Here is a 19,154-nt window from a genome sequence, read left to right as displayed (position 1 = left end):
GACTCCTACGCGAAGTCCTATTGTCGTGGATGATCACATTATCCTGTATGTTATTGTTTAGATTCTCTTTAGAATTGTTCACCGGCAAATACCTCCGGTACAGTCTGTGTATTTACTACGACATCCTTTACTCATTTTTTCGATAGTAAGACTCCATCTCTTTTTATTCTTGCTACTGATGTTCAATAGGATAACTGTATCGGGTAAACATCTGCTATGCAAAGAAAAGTTAAGATTTGATATTTCATATAAATCGGTTCTAAATTTGCGTTAATGGACTATCAGGATTGTACATATAGTCCGGATAATGATTGCTAAATGGGGAGGACGCCCGGTATAGAGCCCTCAAAAGGTCAAAGAGAACTGCCTATGTATGACGCTGCTAATTCTATGAAGAGACCCGCAGGATTTGCCCGCCACGAAATAAAAGATACAACTGTGGTCCGGCGCCGCAATCTGCTTTATGAGTTGTTATTTGTTCTTGTGTATTTGATAAGTCTGTTGCCTGCAGGTATATTGAAAATTTTAAGGAAATTACTGTATTGGTCACTGTACAAAGTGGCAAGGTATCGCTATGATGTAGTGGTGCAGAATCTTTCCCGTTCCTTCCCCAAACGGAGTTACAGGCAGATACAGGCCATTACAAGACTCTTTTACAGGCATTTAAGTGAACTGACAATCGAGACATTGCAGTTGTTGTCTATGTCAGAGGAAGAGCATCGCAAACAGGTACACATCCATAATCCTGAAGTGCTGGAACATTGTCACCAGGAGGGACGGAATATCATTATTGTGCTGGGGCACTATGGTAACTGGGAGTGCCTGAATATTTTACCAAAGTATCTTTCTTTCGACGTATATGCGGTGTATAAGCCTGAACGCAGTCAATTCATCAACAAGCTCTTATACCGTATCCGCTCAAGGTTTGGTATCAAGTTGCTGGCTATCAATGAAACGGCGCGTTTCATGTTGTCGCACCGGGATCACCCTAATGCGTATATTTTCATTGCAGATCAGTCGCCGTCGGTAAGGGCAAAGTATGAGACAGACTTTCTGCATCAGCCGACGGGTTTATTTACTGGTGCAGAACAGTTGGCTAAGTCGCTGGATGCAGTGGTTATCTATGCTTCTGTAAGAAAACGTGCAACAGGAACAGGCTGGGATGTATACTTCTCGCTCATCACAGAAGATCCTGTGGATGTGGAGTCATACGAGATCACCAGGACTTTCGCCTGGTACCTTGAACACGACATCATGCATGCCCCCGAATACTGGCTGTGGACGCATAAGCAGTGGGAGCGGAGAGGATCTTAGCCGCCCACCACTTCTACTTTACTCTTTCCATTCGCCAGCCTGATCACCTTTATCTGTGTGGGTATACGTTCTGTCATTTCCTGTACGTGAGAGATCACGCCTACTTTACGTCCCTGGTTGTGCAGGCGTTCCAGCGCATCTACGGCTACGTTCAGGGTATCGGGATCAAGTGCGCCGAAACCTTCATCAATAAAGAGCGATTCTACTTTCATTTTGCTGGAGGATAATGATGCTAATCCTAATGCCAGTGCGAGGGATACAAGGAAGGATTCGCCTCCGGAGAGGGAAAACACCGTTCTCAGTTCGTCTCCCATATCTTTATCCAGCACCTGTAATCCGAGGTTGCCTGGTATTCTTAACAGTTTATAACGACTGGTCAGCATCTGCAGGTGCATGTTGGCATATCCCAGCAGCATGTCCAGCGTATATTCCTGTGCGATCTGCCTGAACTTCTTACCGTCTGCTGATCCGATCAGTTCATTCAGTTTGCTCCAGTTCTCGTGTATGGCAGCTTTAGCGGTGATAGCTGCGCGCAGGTCGCCGATCCTTGACTTGTTCTCTGCATCCTGGCGGAGCTGGTATTCGATGTTATTCCTATCGTTGGTAATGTCTCTCAGTACTTTACGTGTATCGTCTGAAAGCGCCATCACTTCTTCCAGTGAGCGGTCGGTAATGCGTTTGTTGGTGTGATTGGTTACCTGCAGGGTCCTTTCGTCAAGGGTAGCCTTGCTGGTGGTAACCGCCTGTCTGATTGCCTGGATGTCTTTCCTTTCTTTGTCTATCCATGCGGTGGTGTAGGTGAGGAGTTGTGTAAGCTCTTCTTCAGACAGCGGCATGCCATGTTCTGTCGCATATGTTGCGATCCAGGCAGCGATCTCCTGCTGTTGTTTGTCAATATTGCTCCGGAGCTGGGTGATGTCTTTCTCTGTCTGTGTTTTATTAGTTGTATACGTGAGTAGTTCGTCCTTCAGGGCAGTTACTGCTTCATGAGCTGTTTGTCGTACAGTGGCAGCCGTGTCGCAGGCCTGTTTGAGTTTAGTTTCAAAGCTGTTGACTTCTTCTCCGTTCAGCAGGCCGTTCCTTTCGGTGCTGAGTGCCTGTAACTGGTCTTTGAGGCCATTGAGCGCATTGACCTTATTGGTGACATCCGTAGCAATGGAAGGCGCCTGCCTGCGCATTTCGCCTAATGCAGATTGAAGCACCTGTAGTTGCCCGGTATTGTCCGTAATAGCCTGCACATTCTCTTTCCAACGTTTGGCAAAGGAGCGGATGCTGTCATCGAATCCCTGCGGATCTTTCTTCCAGTTATCGATCCAGGCGGGATTGTTGAAGTGGGGCGCCAGCTGTTCTGTCATTACTTCTAAGTCCTGTGCAATGTTATCGAGCTGCTGTTGTATCTGTACTTGTGCTTCCTGTTTGCCGGCCTTTTCCCACTGTTTATCTTTCAGCTGCTCACTGGCGGTAGATAGATTACTGTTCAACGTATCCAGCTGCAATTTCAGTTGATCGGCTTCCCGCTTTTTATCTTCATGAGAGGTGATCTGCGCATTATTCTCCCGTTGAGCGGATAACAGTTGTTGTACATGTGCATCCAGCCAGGCTGCCCGTTCTGCTATGGACACTGATGCACTCGCTGTAGCCAGCTGGAAGGATTGCCATTGTTGTTCCAGTGTGCTTATCTGCTGGTTTCTGTCTGCCAGCGCATTTTCATGCGTAGTGACTTCCTGTTGTAACCTGCTGATCAATTGCTTCAGACTGCTGATCTCACCTGAAAGGGCATTATATGCCTGGTTGGCTGCCAGGCTTTCGTCTTCCAGTCCCTTGAGAATGCTATGTGCCAGCGGATTCTCTTCAGAGAAGGGATGCTCCTTGCTGCCACATACGGGACAAGGTTCGCCGGGTAGCAGTTGCGCACGCAGGGATTCTACATTCTCTGCTACCTGCAGTCTCGCCTGATGCGCAAGTTTGTCTGCCAGTTCCTTTTTTGTCTGTGCTTCTTTCAGTAGCTCCTGTTTCCCTTGCAGTGTGGTCGTCTTTGCGGTGAGTTCCTGCTGGCAGGTATCATGCTGACGCGCAGTGTGTTCTTTTTCACGCAGGTTCGTAAAAAGCAATGCCCAGTGAGCCCTGGCAGCATCTGCTTCACGGATATTGCTGGCCAGACTGCTTTCTTGGGCTTTTATTTCAGCAATTGGTATAGCAGCCAGTGTAGTGTTCACTTGCTCATAAGCGGTATGCAGGGTTGTTGCCTGCTGCTGGTATTTAGATACCTGCTCCTGCAGGGTAGCGATCGTTTTATCCGTTTCAGTAATGAATGCTGTAGTAGCTTGCAGGTTCTCTGTCAGCCGTTGCTGCATGGGCAGCCATTTGGAGGCGTGCCCCAGCTGGGTAGTGATTTCGATGATGTTCTCCGCAATATCCTGTCTGCTTACATGTTCTCTCTGCCAGTCCTCCAGTCGGGCGATGCCGGCATTTACCGTATTGATCTCCTGTTCCTTCTTTACCAGCGCTTCCAGGTGCGCATCATGTTGTTGTTGTGCAGTCTTTGATTCAGCTTCCGCTGTTTGTACCTGCTTACCTTTTTCAACGATCAGTGTATCCAGTTTCTTTGCCGTGTCAATATCCGGCTGATAGCGCATTGCTTCCTGCTGTCTGGTGGACAGTTCCTGGCTGGCGATATCCAGCTGTTTAAGGGCTGCCTGATGGCTTTCTGTGGTATGTTGTATACGGGAGGACAGTTCCTGTAATGCAGTAGCTTTATCTGCCAGTTGAGATGCCGATGCCTGTTTAGCTGCTATCAGTCCTCTTGCGGGTTGCACATTTTCCACCAGGGTGAAGGTGCGGATCCTTTCACCAGCATTTTCCATGGCTGTCAGCGCCTGCTGATAATGCTGTGCTGCCTGATCCCTGCTGGCGATCAATCCTGCGAGTGACTGGTGCCAGTTGATCTCGTTCGTCAGGCCGGCAAGGATCTTTTCCTGTTCTTCTGTCTTTTTCAGCAGCTCCTCCCGCTGTGCGCTCAGTTCCTGCTGCTGTTCTTCTGTAAGGCTGACAATGCCTGCTACCTGGTTGTTCAGATTTTTGAGCTCCTGGTCAGCCAGTTTGTATTTATCGAATACAGTTCTTGAAATTTCTGAATAGATATCAGTACCTGTGAGTTTCTCCAGCAGGGAAGCTTTGGCGTCTTTGTCTGCCTTCAGAAAAGCGGTGAAGTCGCCCTGTGCAAGCAATACTGAGCGGGTGAACTGTTCGAAGTTCAGTCCTACCAGTCGTTCTATCTCCCTCAGGGTTTCTGTTTTCTTTCCGGGAACAGCAATATTGGCGCTGAGATTGAATAAGTCAACGGTGTCTGTCTGCAGGTTCCCGTCTATCTTGTTTCGGGCCCTTTTGACAGACCAGGTAGCCCTATAGTTGTTGCCATCGGTACCGGCAAATTCCACTTCTGCAAATCCGTCGGCCGTACCATCACGCAGGATGCCCCTGATGTCGCCCTGGTTCAGTTTATTGCCGGCCAGGTCCTGTATCTCGATACCGGTTTCTTTGGCCTGCTGGTAGCGTGGTGTCTTGGCGTAGAGCGCCAGGCAGAGGGCATCCAGTAAGGTGGATTTACCTGCGCCTGTAGGCCCGGTAATAGCAAAGATACCCGCCTGACTAAGCGGTTCTTTCGTGAAGTCTATTTCGTTGGTATCTTCCAGTGAAGCCAGGTTCTTAAAACGAATGGCTAATATTCTCATCCTTACTGCTCTTTTGTAGTGATTTCCTGTAATACCTGGTTGAACAGGGCAACCAGTTCTTCCGGGGTGTCGCTGTTATAATCGGCCCGGTAGATCTGCTTAAAAACATCCAGCGGATTCAGTTCCTGCAGCTGATTGGCGCTGATGGTCGTCTCTGTTCCATTTTCTGCTTTACCGGAAGGATACGAAACGTCTATCTTTGCCAGTCGTGCGTGCCTGCCGGCCAGGGCCGTCTCCACCTTATGACGAAGGGCTGGCTCAGGGCCTTCCAGCAATACCCGTACCTCCAGATAGGGCGCGATATCAATATCTTCCCCTGCTTCTGGCAATTGCGACAATTGTTCCAGCACTTCCGGTAACGGCAGTGGTTTGGATGGCACGCGAAGCAGTTCTGTAGTGACAGGTATTTCGCACAACTCAATATCGCTGATATTACCTTCCGTAATATCGAAGGTGACTACCTGGTGCCGGTAGTTCATTTCGGAGAATGACATGGGCAGCGGACTACCGCTGTATCGTATATTTTCTTTTCCGCCGATTTTCTGGGCTTTATGTATGTGACCTAAGGCTGTATAGAGGATGTCTTCATGAAAGGCCTTTGCCGGTACAAATTCTATCCCTCCCATGATCACTCTTTCTGTTTTGTCGTGGTCTGACAGTTCTGCATCCAGTGTATGCAGGTGTGCCATGGCAATAATACCCTGACCATCCTGCTTTTTAGTCAGCGCATATTCATAGGCTTCCTTATACAGGGCCGATACGCCGTCGGCATAAAGGGCCGCGCTTTCTGCTACCGAGGGATAGTCGCCCATACGCAGGAAGGGAATGGCCAGGCACCAAAGAACGGTATTACCCTGTTTGTCTTTCACAGGGATGATCATCTTTTCGTAGTCGATGCTGCCGTCTTCGCGGCGCTCTATCATACCGACAATATGAATGTTGGATGATTCCAGCAGGGGCTTAGGCGCTTCCAGGCGGGCAGCAGAGTCATGGTTACCTGCTGTGATGATAACCTGCAGGTCAGGTTGTGCCTTTACGGCATTATTGAGAAAAGAGTAAAATAGTTTAATGGAGCCCGCAGCAGGATTTGCTACGTCGAACACATCACCACTGATAATCAACAGCTCAATGTCTTTTTCCTTAATGGTATTCACCAGCCAGTTCAGAAATTGCTGGTGCTCATACGTCCTGTCATACTGATAAAAGGTTTGCCCGATATGCCAGTCCGCAGTATGCAATATTTTCATCAGATATTTTTTGCAAAGATAAAACAGCGATTACGCAGCTGATATGCGCAGCGTGATCTGAATTCCCTGCAAAAATAGGTAATCGTGGTACAATATAGTGGAGGCCGCAAATATCAGCTATCAGAACTTATAGCTGTATCCTATGCGGATCACCTGTGTTTCATTGTAGTCAACACTGGTGTATCTGAAATCCGTTCCTTTGATCTCCTTCTTTATCCGCAGCGTATTGGCGATATCTGTCGCATTGATGAACACCTCACCTTTACCTTGCTGAATGCCCTTTTTAATACCTGCGTCCACGCCAAAACGGGCGAAGGTCTTTCCCTGTGGTACCAGATCCGGTGCCTGGTAAATAGCCGTTAACTGCGCTTCCACCTGTCGGGGGAAATGGAACTGGCCGTTCAGCTTAATATTACCGGAATAGAGATCTTCCCTGGAGGCACTGAACACATTTTCAACCGGATATTTATTCACTACGGAGAAGGAGTCAATGATATTCCTGTAGCCGTTCAGATTCAGATTGAAGGTTGCCCAATTGGATACCTTCTGGGAGATGACCAGTTCAATACCTGTATTGTAGCTCTTACCGGCATTCTGGAAGATGTTATAGATCAGCGTGCTGCCCGGAACGGTGCTGGCGATCCTGGTGATAGTGGCATCCATCCGTTTGTGATATACGGATGAGAACAGGTAGCCATTGTTCCAGCTGGTCTTATCGCCCAGTTCGAAGGTATTGGTGAATTGAGGACGCAGGGCAGGATTGCCTACTTTAATGATCTCCGCATCATCATACTTGGGGAAAATGCGGATATCACCTTCATTAGGCCTGTCTACCCTGCGGTTGTAGAAAAATGACAACTTGTTATTGTCAGACAGCTTGTAAGCCAGTCGTAGGTTTGGAAAGGGCTGTGTATAGTTGTAGCCATCGCTTTTGTAAACAGGATGTGTGGGATTGACTTTGTACGCGAGGTTCACATATTCAATCCGCAGACCGGCCTCTATCTCCACCTTGTTGCTCTCGTACACATAATTGCCGTAAAGCGCCGGAATGATTTCCTTATACTTTGCCCAGCCGCCGGCATCAGCATCCAGTACGGAGTGGATACCTGGCTTGAAGTCCATCGTCACGGGGATATACCTGTACCGGAATTTCAATCCACCTTCAAAACGGCCATGTTTCAGGGGATGTACATAGTCGACGTTCAGATCTGTAACATGCTCGTCAGACAGTACCCTGAACGAATCCAGGCCGGTATATTCAGGCATTATATTCGTAAAGAAGTATTTTTCATTTTCCCGGTGGAAGGTGGCATTCAGTCCTACGTTCAGCGTTCTGCCGGGTTCTTTGAAACTATGCTGCCAGTTAGCAGAGAAGGTGGCGGTCGTTTTCAATTCATCTTCCAGGAACTGCCACAGGCGTTGTCGTTCAGTCAGGCTGCCGTTAAAGAAGGGCTCGTCACCTCTGTCGAGGATCTTTTCAGTGCCAAAGAGGCCGGACACTGTAATGAGGTTGTTACTGTTAACTGCCCAGTCAAGTCCTGTTTTCACCGTTGAAAAGTTGGTCGTTCTGTTCCTTTTGGTCTGTTGTCTGACGGTATCGCCATTATTATAAAATCTGTCTACAAATTCGTTTTTGTTCAGTGTTTTGGTGTAAAGGTCATCCGCCAGGAGGAACCAGTTGATTTTATTCTTCCGGTAGTTCAATGACAGGGAAGGATTGATCTTGGGCGTACGTTCATATTGGGGCCTGATAGTCGGATAGTTCTCCTTTTTCACCCACAGGGCGCCTAAGCCTCCGCTAAGACCTACCTTACCGTTAAAGCCTTCTTTTGTTTCTTTCTTATAGACAATGTTGATAATGCCGGCATTGCCGTTGGCATCATATTTTGAAGAAGGATTATTGATGATCTCTATCTTTTCAATGGCGGAAGCGGGGATATTGTCCAGGCTTGTCTGGCTTCCGAAACCGGTCAGTGCGGTTTGTCTGCCGTCAATCATGATCATCACCTTGTTGCTACCTCTCAGCAGCACCTGCCCATCCTGTGTAGTAACGCCTGGCAGGTTTTTCATGGCTTCCAGTACGGAGCCTCCCGCCTGACTGATATTAGCAGCTACATTGAAAGTCTTTTTGTCCATCCTGATCTCTTCCTGTCTGCCGGTGACTGTCACTTCGTTAAGCGATTTTGCATTCTGCGTCAAAGTCACATTTCCTATATCCTGGAATTTACTGAGCTGTCCTACGTTGAACTGTTCAATCCTGGGTTGATAACCGACATAAGAAAACACCAACAGATAATTTCCGCTGCTGATATCCGGTAAAGAGAAACGTCCGTTGTCACCGCTAATGGTACCAGCTACAAATGCGCTGTCGCGGGTTTTCAGTGTAACACTGACAAATGAGAGCGGGTTTTTCCCTGCAGCATCTTTTACGACACCTGTTACAGTTACTTTAGGTGATTGTGCTTTTGCCGCAGCTATTACGAACAATAAAAGAATAAGGAGGACTAATTTCCCTTTCATGCAGTAGTTTATTTCTGCATAGTTACTACCTGATTCGAAAGGAAATCTAAAGTCAGAAATGTATAGAGAAGATATGATAGGAATTATGAAAGGTATAATCTACCTTCCATCCATATCTGCTGCTGATCTGCTTCACCAGCGATAGTCCAAGGCCTGTGCCACGTGTAATCGAAGAAGTGGTAGTGCCGAAACGTTTGAACAGCTGGTCGTTTTGTAAGGCTTCTGTGGCTGAATTGGCAACAGAGAGATATTTGTCTGAGAGGGTAACAGCGATGGTACCTTTATTAGCCGTGTACCTGATAGCGTTGGTGATCAGGTTATTGAGCAGGATCTCGACAAGAATCTTATTGCCTTCTATTGTTATTCCTGCCGGGATATCCCTCTTTAATTCCAGGTCCTTGTTTTCAGAGAAGTTAGAGAAGATGTTCAATGTGCTTTGCAACAGTCCAGAGAGGTCTATAAGCTCCCGGTCCATGAACTGACTATTCTCTATTTTAGTCAGGAGCAAGAGGTTCTTGTTAATACGCGCCACTCTTGACAATGCCTTGTTAGCGTCTTCGATCAATTCATACTGATCATCAGTCAGCAGTTTGCTTTGCAGCAGCAGGTCCAGCTTGGATTGTATAATGGCTAAGGGTGTTTGTAATTCATGCGAGGCATTGTCTGCAAATTCTTTCTGCTGCTTATATACAGCGACATTCCCTGCAATCAGCTTGTTGAGACTTTGATTCAGTTCAGCAAATTCATTGATTTCTGTATCTTCAAAAATGACTGTTTGCTGCTGGTCGAGGTTGAAGCTCTTGATCTTTGCCAGGCTGTTATAAAACGGCTGCCATAAACGTTTGGAGATCCTCCTGTTGATCAGCACAAAGCCTATTATCAGCATGAGGAAGAATAACATGGTGAGGGTGGTGACGATCATGATGATCAGGTAACGATCTTCTCTTCCTGCGGCCGGAGTGAGCTCTATATGATGTTCATCCAGTTCGTAACGCCATAGTTTACTGAGGATGAAATAATAGACCGGGATGCTGCAAACCAGTACCAGTCCGGCGTAGATCATGAATCTTTTTAATGAAAGGTTCAGCAGTTTACTCATATTTCCCATTTATAACCGGTACCATACAATGTTTTCAGGTAGTTATCACAACCGGCCTCCGTCAGTTTCTTTTTCAGGTTCTTGATATGTACGTAGATGAAATCGTAGTTATCGAACATGTCTGCTACATCTCCCGAAAGATGTTCTGCCAATGCGCTCTTGGAAATTACTTTGTTTTTGTTGCTGATGAAGTAAAGCAGCAGGTCAAATTCTTTCCTGGTCAGCGTAACGTTCTTATCATGTACGGTGACAGTTTTGGCAAGCAGGTTGATCCTGAGTTCGTTTTGCTCTACGATATTGACGTTGCCAAATTGTTTGCGGCGGATAATAGAGTAAATGCGTGCGGCCAGTTCGGGCAGGTGGAAGGGTTTTGTAAGATAGTCGTCCGCACCTATCTGCAATCCTTTTATTTTATCTTCTAATGAGTTCTTGGCAGAGATGATGATAACGCCATCCTGTTTATTCTGTTCCTTGATCTCCTCTAATATCCTTAATCCATCTCCACCGGGCAACATCAGGTCGAGTAATATGCAGTCGTAATCGTGAATATTGATCTTGTCGATTGCCTGTGCAAAGGTGGTAGCATATTCGCACAGATAGTTTTCATCTGACAGGTAGGCGCCTATACTTTTGGCCAGTGCTGTTTCGTCCTCTATTATTAAAATTTTCATCCGTTGAAAGTATTGATGTATTCTGAATAGATTCTGAAGAAAGCATTCCTCTTCTGATTTGCGACAGAATTTCTTCCAATTTACGACAGATTTGGCTATTAAGTTTGCAGGCGGATTAAAACAGCAACCTATGGCCAAAGAGGAATGGAACAGGAAGTTCTCGGTGATTGTATTGATTGTAGCACTGCTTTTATCGCTATCTGCGCTTACCCGCGTTATACTTCTTTTAAGTACACATGCTTCCGGTGTGTCCGTAACACAATTTGCCGGCTCACTTTTCATTGGAATATTATATGATCTGTCAGTAGCTTCTTTTGCGATCATACCTTTTGTATTACATGTATGGTTACAGAACAACTTTATTTACCGGAGAAGTGTAATGCCTTTTGTCTGCCTGTTTTTTGCAGGCCTGCTTGCATTGCTATTGTTTACCAATATAGTGCCGAAGGACTATAATACCGACGTGTATAATATCCTGATATATTATATAGCGGCGCGGTTTGTTATTTATCTCTTTCTTTTCTTCATGCCTTATTCTTTCCGTATACGCTGGCGTACAGCGATACTGTATATGAGTATGACACTGGTTGTTTTCCTGCTATTGTTTAATGCTGTGGCTGAGTGGTTCTTCTGGCAGGAGTTTTCTACCCGTTACAATTTTATTGCGGTGGATTACCTTGTATATACTACGGAGGTGTTGGGAAATATCACCGAATCATATCCGCTGGTACCAATATTGAGTATTGTAGGCGTGCTGACTATAGTCATTGTATTCCTGCTGCGTAAACAGATCCGGGCCAGTGTGATCAGCCCATCTCCCTTTGTGAGGCGTTCTGCGGTGGCAATAAGCCTCTTATTGATGCCCTTGCTGGCATATTATGCTACACAGGAGAAATGGCGGCATTTCAGCCGGAATGAGTATGCCAATTCATTAGCTGGTAACGGCCTGTATGAATTTGCTGTTGCCTTTACACAGAATGAGCTGGATTTTTATAAATTCTATCAGACCTTACCCGATGTTACTGCATTCCGCTTATTGAGAAAACAGCTGGAAACGCCTAACAGTCATTTTGTAAGTAATGATCCTTATAATATTGAAAGAGAGATCACTTATACAGAGCCGGAGCGGAAACTGAACGTAGTACTGATCAGTGTGGAAAGCCTGAGTGCGAGCTTCATGCATGCCTTTGGCGGCAATGAGAATATTACGCCTTATCTGGATTCCCTGGCGCATCATAGCCTGTTATTTACGAATCTGTATTCCTCAGGTACGAGGACAGTGCGCGGACTGGAGGCGCTGTCTTTATCTATACCGCCTACGCCCGGACAGAGTATCGTAAAGCGGCCTGACAATGGGCATCTGTTCTCTTTAGGCAGTGTGCTGCGTTCCCACGGATATACTACCCAATACATTTATGGTGGTTACAGCTATTTTGATAATATGAAGGAGTTTTTTGGTCACAATGGTTACAGCGTGATCGATAGGTCGGCCATACCGGCGGACCAGGTGCATTATCAGAATATCTGGGGGGTAGCAGATGAAGACCTGTTTGACTTGTCTTTACATGTGCTCGACCAGGATAATAAGGCCGGAAAGCCTTTCTTCGCACATATCATGACGGTGAGCAATCACCGCCCGTTCACCTATCCTGATGGAAGGATAGATATTCCCGCTGCCAGGCAGGTGAGGGAAGGGGCTGTGAAGTATACAGACTATGCTATCAATAAATTCCTCAGGGATGCACAAAATAAGCCCTGGTTTGACAGTACCATCTTTGTGATTGTAGCTGATCACTGCGCAGGCAGTGCGGGTAGTGTGGAGTTGCCAGTGACCGGGTATCATATTCCCATGCTGATCTATGCGCCAAAGGTAGTGGAACCAAGGGAGGTGAATACACTGACGGCGCAGATAGATGTGGCGCCTACTATTCTTGGATTGATGCATCTGCATTATCGTTCCAAGTTCTTCGGACAGGATGTGCTGCATATGCCGGCTGATAAGCAACGCGCTTTTATCAGTACTTATCAGGGACTGGGATATCTGCGGGATGGGAAACTGTTGGTGCAGTCGCCGGTGAAGAGTATACATGAATACCTGGCTGATTTTAAAAATGGTAATGAGACTGCTGTGCAGGTGGAGAGCGGGCTGGCGGATGAAGCGATTGCTTATTATCAGAGTATCAGCTGGCTGTTGAGGCACAGGCGGCAGGAGGAGTAGTATCAGCGCTTGCTCAGGGCTGGCAGACACTGCTTATATATTTCGAACCAGGCAACACAGACAAATCCGGTTATCAGGCAGATACCATAATCTGAAATATTTACAGCGGTGAGGCCGAAAGCCTGCCTGATGCCAGGTACCAGTTGTATCACCGCAAGGAATAACACCGATAATCCTATGATAAGCGGGGTCAGGGGATTACGGGACCGGATTGTTTTGATGAAGGTCTCTGTAAAGGAGCGGTTAGCGAATGTCAGGAAAATATTGCTGATGATCAGTGTTGTAAAAACCATTGTGCGGGTTTTCTCCAGAGTGTGCTCCTGCATGTAAATACGATATAATGCCAGTATCCCGATTGTGATGATCAGTCCCTGTATGATGCTGATGAAAAGCTCTTTATTATTGAAAAGGTTGCTGGTCGTTTGTCTGGGAGGCGTTTGCATGATATTATCTTCCACAGGTTCTTTTTCATAAAATAATGAACAGGTAGGCCCCATGATGAGCTCAAGGAAAATTACGTGTATAGGTGTAAATATGTTGGGATAACGCCAGCCCAATAATAGTGGGATAGTGGCAACAAGTATGATGGGAATGTGGATGGAAATGATATAACGTATGGCTTTCTTCAGATTGCTGTAGATCCTGCGGCCCTGTTCAACAGCAATGGGTATCAGCGCAAGATTATCGTCAGTAATGACGAGGTCTGCTGCCTGTCTCGCTATTTCAGTGCCCTTTTTACCCATTGCAATGCCGATATGTGCGGCCTTTATTGCCGGACCGTCATTCACACCATCGCCTGTCATCGCAACGATACAGTTGTTTGCCTTCAATGCTTCTATTACTTTCCGTTTTGCTTCAGGATACATCCGTACATAAAGGGATTCGTCTTTTACTGTACGCTGAAGTGTCTCAGTGTCCATCTGCATTACTTCATCTCCTGTAATGCCCCGGTGATAACCAGCAATGCCTACCCTTGCGGCAACATATGCGGCCGTACTGAGATGATCGCCTGTCAGCAGCATCGCCCTGATGCCGGCCTTGTACAAGCGGGATATTACATCTGCAGCGGAAGCTCTTGGTGGATCGTATAGCGCGATCAGTCCTTCCAGCTGCCAGTCTGCATTATCCTGCACTGCCGGTAGCATTTCATCTTTTATAACAGCGCTGGCTACCCCAAGTACGCGGTACCCTTTACGGCCCATGTCGTCGACGTAAGCGGTGATCTTTTCTCTGGTGGCCCGGTCGGCATGACATACCCGGAGAATACGTTCTACGGCTCCCTTTGATGCGGCCAGCATTGTTCCTCCCTGAGGGTATACGTGTGTCATCATGGGAGGTCTGCCTTCAAGCGGATATTCATGTATCATATCCGGAAGGACGATCTGCTGTTTGTTGTCTGCCAGAAAGGAATCCATAATGGCGCATTCCATATTATCGAAAGGATGCCGTTCATTGGCGAGTGCAGCAATATAAAGCAGGTGGTTGTTGCCGGGAGGATTGTTTTCTTCCAGGTTATGCAGTTGGCCGTTTATATGGTCATACAGCATCACTACCTTCATCCTGTTTTCGGTCAGCGTGCCTGTTTTGTCGAGGCATAACACGTTTGCGGCGCCCAGGTTTTCCACGATCTGCGCCTGCCTGGGTATAATACCCATACGGCTCATATAGTAGGCGCCCAGCGCCATAAAGGAGGAAAAAGACACTGGTATCTCTTCCGGAATAGCGGCCATAGCCAGTGTAAGGCCTAATAGCAGGCTGGCAGTCCAGTCGCCGCTGCGGATAAAGTTGACAGTGAATACAATGGCAAATCCTGCGACACCAAAAAAGGCAAGTTGTTTTACAAAGACCTGCGTCTGTTGCTGGAGTGCGGTTTTTTCATTGGGTGTGGAGGTAATGGCTTTACCGAGCTTTCCGAGAGTGGTGTTATTACCTGTATGGGTTACAACTGCTGTGCATGCGCCGGAGTTGATGGTACTGCCCTGGTAGAGCGGTGCTTTATTCCCTGCCTGCTTTTCTACCGGAAAAGATTCGCCGGTGATCACAGATTCATTGACGGTAAGATCATTGGCGTTCAGGATGACTGCATCTGCAGGGATCATATCTCCTTCATGCAGCAGCAGGATGTCGCCCGGTACCAGTTCTGTTGTTGCGATAGATATTTCCTTTCCATCTCTTATCACAGTTGCTGAGGGGGCCGTATATTGTTTCAGTGCCTCCAGGGCATGCTCACTTTTCATCTCCTGGTAAACTGAAATAGCGGATACCAGCAATATTGCTGTCAGCATCATCATGCCTTCTGTAATGCTGTTTAAGAGGAAGTATAATCCGGCAGCAAATACAAGTAGTAAGAACATGGGTTCAGTTACAACATTCTTCAGTATAGCAGGAAGGCGTCTTCCTGTCTGCTGCGTGAAAATGTTTTTGCCGTACCGTTGTCTCAGGGTATCGATATCTGCGGTACGAAGACCTTTTATTACTATAGTATTTGAGATATGATCACTCATCGGAGTATGGAGTTATTCACCTAACAGTAAGAATTTCTTAAACAGTGTATTTCGTGAGGCTTATTTTATTCAGAGATACTCATGCTGTGGCGATTGAATGAGTTGATATTTCCTGTTCTCGTGATACTTTATATCGGTTACCTTCAGCAGGAACCATGTAAATCTGCCACTTTTGAGCAACCAGGTCACCTGGAGGCGATCGGGTATGCGTATGCCTTCAAATATCTGACAGGCCCCCGGCTCTGTTTCCACCAGCCAGTCTTCCAGCGTTGTCCTGCCTTTTGCCGAATAATACCTTTTTGCGGTGAGGCTGATAAAATCTCCCTCTTCGTTAAACCGGAACAGGGCTGATGCAGAAATACCGGCGTAGGTAATGGTGGCCCTGGCTGTTAGTTCATCTACTTCCTCCCATCTGATATAATGACTTACTGCTGCATAAGGAAACCATACAATTTCTGCAAGGTACCTTATCATACTACTCTGGTCAATTTCAGGTCCTTTGGCATTTACAATGGGCAACATTGAAAGAAAGCTGATCAGCATATGACCTTTACCGTTGACATAACTGTCTTTACCTGCCAGGTACAGAGAAGGGAACATTTTTACATCTGCTACCCAGAGAAAACCGGGAGCAGCGGAGTTGAACCATTGCTGTGCTTTCACAGGCATCCATTTGCTGTTTGTGGCGGTCCTCATTTCTCCCTGCTGATAAAGATGTACAGTGCTATTAAAGGCTTTGTTCAATACGCCGCTGCGTGTCAGCCATAGCCGCACGGCAGGAGGGAGATGCCGGATAGACGCTTCAGTTAGTATGTCAGGACGCCGTGAGCTGCATTGAATAAATAATGTCTCACGGTCTGCTTCCAGTATTTTATAGAAACGTACATAACTGTAGCGAAGAATAAAAGCAATAACGATGGCGATAGAAAGCCATATCCATCCTGGTAACATGGCAAATCAGTTAATCATTAGATAATATTACTTTAAGTGATTTTTCTTTTTCTGCCTGTCCGAATGTTTCATATGCCTGCATGATGTCTGTCAGCCGGAACCGGTGCGTGATGAGCTTTAAAGGGTCCAGTTTTTCAGATACCACTGTTTTCAGCAATAAAGGAGTTGTAACGGTATCCACCAGTCTTGTAGTGATCGTGATATTCTTTGCCCACAGGCTTTCCAGGTGCAGGGAGGCGGGTTTTCCGTGGACTCCTACATTGGCTACACAACCGCCGGGACTGATGATAGAGGTACACAGTTCGAAAGTAGCGGGGATGCCTACTGCTTCAATGGCGGTATCTACGCCACGATTGCCGGTAATGGCCATAATCCTTTCCACCGTGTTTTCCTTTGAACTGTTGATCGTATGTGTAGCGCCAAATTTCTTTGATACTTCCAGCCGGTTGTCGTCGAGGTCTATCATAATAATAGCGCCGGGTGAATAAAATGCTGCTGTCAATAAGGCTGCCAGTCCGATAGGGCCGGAACCTACTATTGCCACTGTACTACCGGGTTGTACCCGGCCGTTCAGTACCCCGCATTCATAACCTGTGGGGAGTATATCGCTGAGCATCACCAATGCTTCTTCATTGGCGCCGGGTGGTATATGATAAAGACTTGTGTCTGCGTAGGGAATTCTGACATATTCAGCCTGTGTACCGTCAATCAGGTGTCCAAGTACCCAACCGCCATTTTCGCAATGGGAATACATGCCTTTCCGGCAATATTCGCATTTGCCACAGGAGGTGATACAGGATATCAGTACATGATCGCCCTTCTTAAAGTTTGTGACGTTGCTGCCTGTTTCTTCTATTACGCCTACGCCTTCGTGACCCAGAATGCGGCCATCGGTAACTTCAGGGACATCTCCTTTGAGGATATGAAGGTCTGTACCGCAGATGGTCGTTTTAAGTATTTTCACAATGGCATCGGTAGGGGCCGTTATTACAGGTTGGGGCTTTTCTTCAAAAGCTTTCTGGCCCGGGCCATGATATACGAGTGCTTTCATAGCGTTTGTTTTTAGCCAAGTTAATGAAGGGGTGATTGCGGGAGAATGATGAAGGATAATACAGGTAATGATTGTCATCATTGTCCTGCCTTTGTAAAGATAGTCTCTTTGTACTGTTTATTTATTGCTTACATCTAAACCACATATATATGTTGGGAACACTCTCGCAACAACAGATGGATGAATTGCTGAACAGGAATGTAACAGGCCGGATCGGTTGCCATGATGGGGATCGTATCTATGTCGTTCCTGTGAGTTATGCATATAATGAGAAATACATCATTGCCCATTCCCGGGAAGGGTTGAAGATAGAGATGATGCGGAAGAACCCTGAGGTATGTTTTGAAGTGGATGAGATCTATGATCTCAGTAACTGGAAGTGTGTGATTGCTCAGGGAACCTATGAAGAAATTACTGATGAAAGGGAGCGCTACTATGCAATGAAATTCCTGGTAAGCCGTTTGAAGCATTTGAAAATAAGTGAGACAGCGAAGTTACCTCATATGGCTATAGAGGGAGATGTGGCGGATGATGTTCCCGTTGAGATACGCCCTGTTGTGTACCGGATAAGGTTAAGTAGTGTAAGCGGGCGCTTCGAATCTGCATGATGATATTGTGTGTTTTATATGTTTTGATGAAGAAGGTCTGCTGAATAGCAGACCTTGTCATTTTGGTGTTAACGACTACTTATTATTATTATTGTTATCTATGAGCGATGAAAACTGGAAATTGATTCTCCGCTATCACATCGGAAGCGAAACTACGTTTGAATATCTGCGAGAAGCCGGAGCGGCCAAAGGCGCCACTTACAAGTACCGGGCTGTCCAGATCTTCCATCCAGGTGGAGAAGTCGTCAAGTGGATTTGTTTCCAGCTCGTAGAAAGTCAGATCGCTGAAATGACGGGCTGCCAGTTCCCTGATATAATCTTCGTCAGGGATGCCCTTTCCTTGCTTTTTGGCTGCATACACCAGTATGGTACTGGCCCTGCATAGGTCAGGAAAAAGATAGGCAAACTGCCTGATGGCATAGACGGATGAACTACTGCCGTCATAAGCGAGTACTACGCTTTCAGGATACTCAAATTCTTCAGGTGCCACGAGCACGGGACATTCCGCATCATGCAATGCATCCCGCAGATATTCATTGGGACTTTCTGTACCCAGGTTTTCATAAAACCGCTGGCTCCCTAATATCATGAGATCAGCATACCGGCTTTCCTTTTGCAGTTCAGGCAAGGCAAAAGATCTGAAATCCCGGTGTACGCGGTGTTCTATATTATGCCTTACACAATCGGCCTCAAACTTTGCTATGTTGGCGTCAACAATATCTGCATCATAATCTTCTATAAGGGGAATATACACTGTGCCGCCGCCGTCTGCATAACTCCAGGAGCTGGCAAAATCTACCTGTGGCAGGAATGCCCCGGTGAGCAGAATAGGTTCATCTTCATTCATTCTGCGGGCAAAGTCAAAAGCACCTTTTGAGTAGTGGGTGCCGTCAAATGATAATAATATTTTTCTCATAATTGTGGTTTTTAAAGTGATGACAGGGGATATATTAAAAGAGGATTATGCGTGTTTTGCGTGGCATGTTCTGATGCCAAAAACTGTGTATAAGGGGCAGACAGCTACAAGGCTTGTCAGCATGAATACAACAGCAAAGACCATGAGCACAATAATGGCAGTGCCGGTTACTATTTTATTATAAATGAGGAAGATGGCTACCAGTGCTAGTACGGTCCGGATAATCCGGTCAAACTGACCCATATTCTTTTTCATAACATAAAGTTTAAGTGAACCAAAATTAAGTTGCAGGAGGTCCCCGAACAGTGACCTTCATCATCACAA

13 protein-coding genes are annotated in these 19,154 nt (G+C 46.4%); 3 read left to right on the top strand and 10 right to left on the bottom strand.

Annotated elements, in window-relative coordinates; all coding sequences use genetic code 11:
* The first annotated feature begins 390 nt into the window (after positions 1 to 390).
* A complete protein-coding gene (locus BLR32_RS09865; RefSeq protein ID WP_245705392.1) occupies positions 391 to 1,314 on the top strand; it encodes a lysophospholipid acyltransferase family protein in 924 nt (307 codons plus the stop codon).
* On the opposite strand, the gene BLR32_RS09860 is transcribed toward BLR32_RS09865, so the two are convergent.
* The 5 genes from BLR32_RS09860 to BLR32_RS09840 all read right to left on the bottom strand — a co-directional run bounded on the left by BLR32_RS09860 (position 1,311) and on the right by BLR32_RS09840 (position 10,582).
* Positions 1,311 to 5,045, bottom strand: a complete 3,735-nt coding sequence (locus BLR32_RS09860) for an AAA family ATPase (RefSeq protein WP_089831120.1) — start codon at positions 5,043 to 5,045, stop codon at positions 1,311 to 1,313. The two genes, BLR32_RS09865 and BLR32_RS09860, sit on opposite strands and share 4 nt — an antisense overlap.
* Before the next feature lie 2 nt (positions 5,046 to 5,047).
* A complete protein-coding gene (locus tag BLR32_RS09855) occupies positions 5,048 to 6,292 on the bottom strand; it encodes an exonuclease SbcCD subunit D (protein ID WP_089831117.1) in 1,245 nt (414 codons plus the stop codon).
* 120 nt (positions 6,293 to 6,412) lie between these two features.
* Positions 6,413 to 8,812, bottom strand: a complete 2,400-nt coding sequence (locus tag BLR32_RS09850) for a TonB-dependent receptor (protein WP_089831114.1) — start codon at positions 8,810 to 8,812, stop codon at positions 6,413 to 6,415.
* Positions 8,813 to 8,864: 52 nt separating this feature from the next.
* Complete coding sequence (locus BLR32_RS09845) at positions 8,865 to 9,911, bottom strand: sensor histidine kinase (protein ID WP_089832118.1); 1,047 nt, start codon at positions 9,909 to 9,911, stop codon at positions 8,865 to 8,867.
* On the bottom strand, positions 9,908 to 10,582 hold the full coding sequence (locus BLR32_RS09840) for a response regulator transcription factor (protein WP_089831111.1): 675 nt from the start codon (positions 10,580 to 10,582) through the stop codon (positions 9,908 to 9,910). The genes BLR32_RS09845 and BLR32_RS09840 overlap by 4 nt, the downstream gene beginning before the upstream one ends.
* A gap of 130 nt (positions 10,583 to 10,712) precedes the next feature.
* On the opposite strand from BLR32_RS09840, the gene BLR32_RS09835 reads away from it, so the two are divergent.
* Positions 10,713 to 12,800: an LTA synthase family protein gene (locus BLR32_RS09835; RefSeq protein ID WP_089832116.1), complete on the top strand. Its 2,088-nt coding sequence runs from the start codon at positions 10,713 to 10,715 to the stop codon at positions 12,798 to 12,800.
* Positions 12,801 to 12,802: 2 nt separating this feature from the next.
* On the opposite strand, the gene BLR32_RS09830 is transcribed toward BLR32_RS09835, so the two are convergent.
* The 3 genes from BLR32_RS09830 to BLR32_RS09820 all read right to left on the bottom strand — a co-directional run bounded on the left by BLR32_RS09830 (position 12,803) and on the right by BLR32_RS09820 (position 17,306).
* Positions 12,803 to 15,304 (bottom strand): cation-translocating P-type ATPase, encoded by a 2,502-nt coding sequence (locus BLR32_RS09830; protein WP_089831109.1) that lies wholly within the window; start codon positions 15,302 to 15,304, stop codon positions 12,803 to 12,805.
* Positions 15,305 to 15,373: 69 nt separating this feature from the next.
* Complete coding sequence (locus BLR32_RS09825; RefSeq protein WP_089831107.1) at positions 15,374 to 16,255, bottom strand: DUF6544 family protein; 882 nt, start codon at positions 16,253 to 16,255, stop codon at positions 15,374 to 15,376.
* 10 nt (positions 16,256 to 16,265) lie between these two features.
* Positions 16,266 to 17,306 carry a zinc-dependent alcohol dehydrogenase family protein gene (locus BLR32_RS09820; protein WP_089831105.1) on the bottom strand — a complete coding sequence of 347 codons (1,041 nt, stop codon included), beginning with the start codon at positions 17,304 to 17,306 and terminating at the stop codon, positions 16,266 to 16,268.
* 149 nt (positions 17,307 to 17,455) lie between these two features.
* Here BLR32_RS09820 and BLR32_RS09815 point away from each other — a divergent pair, with 149 nt between their 5' ends.
* Positions 17,456 to 17,914 (top strand): pyridoxamine 5'-phosphate oxidase family protein, encoded by a 459-nt coding sequence (locus BLR32_RS09815; protein ID WP_089831103.1) that lies wholly within the window; start codon positions 17,456 to 17,458, stop codon positions 17,912 to 17,914.
* 94 nt (positions 17,915 to 18,008) lie between these two features.
* Here BLR32_RS09815 and BLR32_RS09810 read toward each other — a convergent pair whose 3' ends face one another.
* Positions 18,009 to 18,830: an adenine nucleotide alpha hydrolase family protein gene (locus BLR32_RS09810; protein ID WP_089831101.1), complete on the bottom strand. Its 822-nt coding sequence runs from the start codon at positions 18,828 to 18,830 to the stop codon at positions 18,009 to 18,011.
* Positions 18,831 to 18,875: 45 nt separating this feature from the next.
* A complete protein-coding gene (locus BLR32_RS09805) occupies positions 18,876 to 19,085 on the bottom strand; it encodes a YgaP family membrane protein (protein ID WP_089831100.1) in 210 nt (69 codons plus the stop codon).
* Between the last annotated feature and the right edge of the window lie 69 nt (positions 19,086 to 19,154).

The sequence above is a fragment of the Chitinophaga filiformis genome (genome assembly GCF_900102545.1).
In the GTDB taxonomy this organism is placed as follows: Bacteria; Bacteroidota; Bacteroidia; order Chitinophagales; family Chitinophagaceae; genus Chitinophaga; species Chitinophaga filiformis.
The sequence above is the reverse complement of the archived record's forward strand: the minus strand, read 5'-3'. Positions and strand labels throughout refer to the sequence as shown.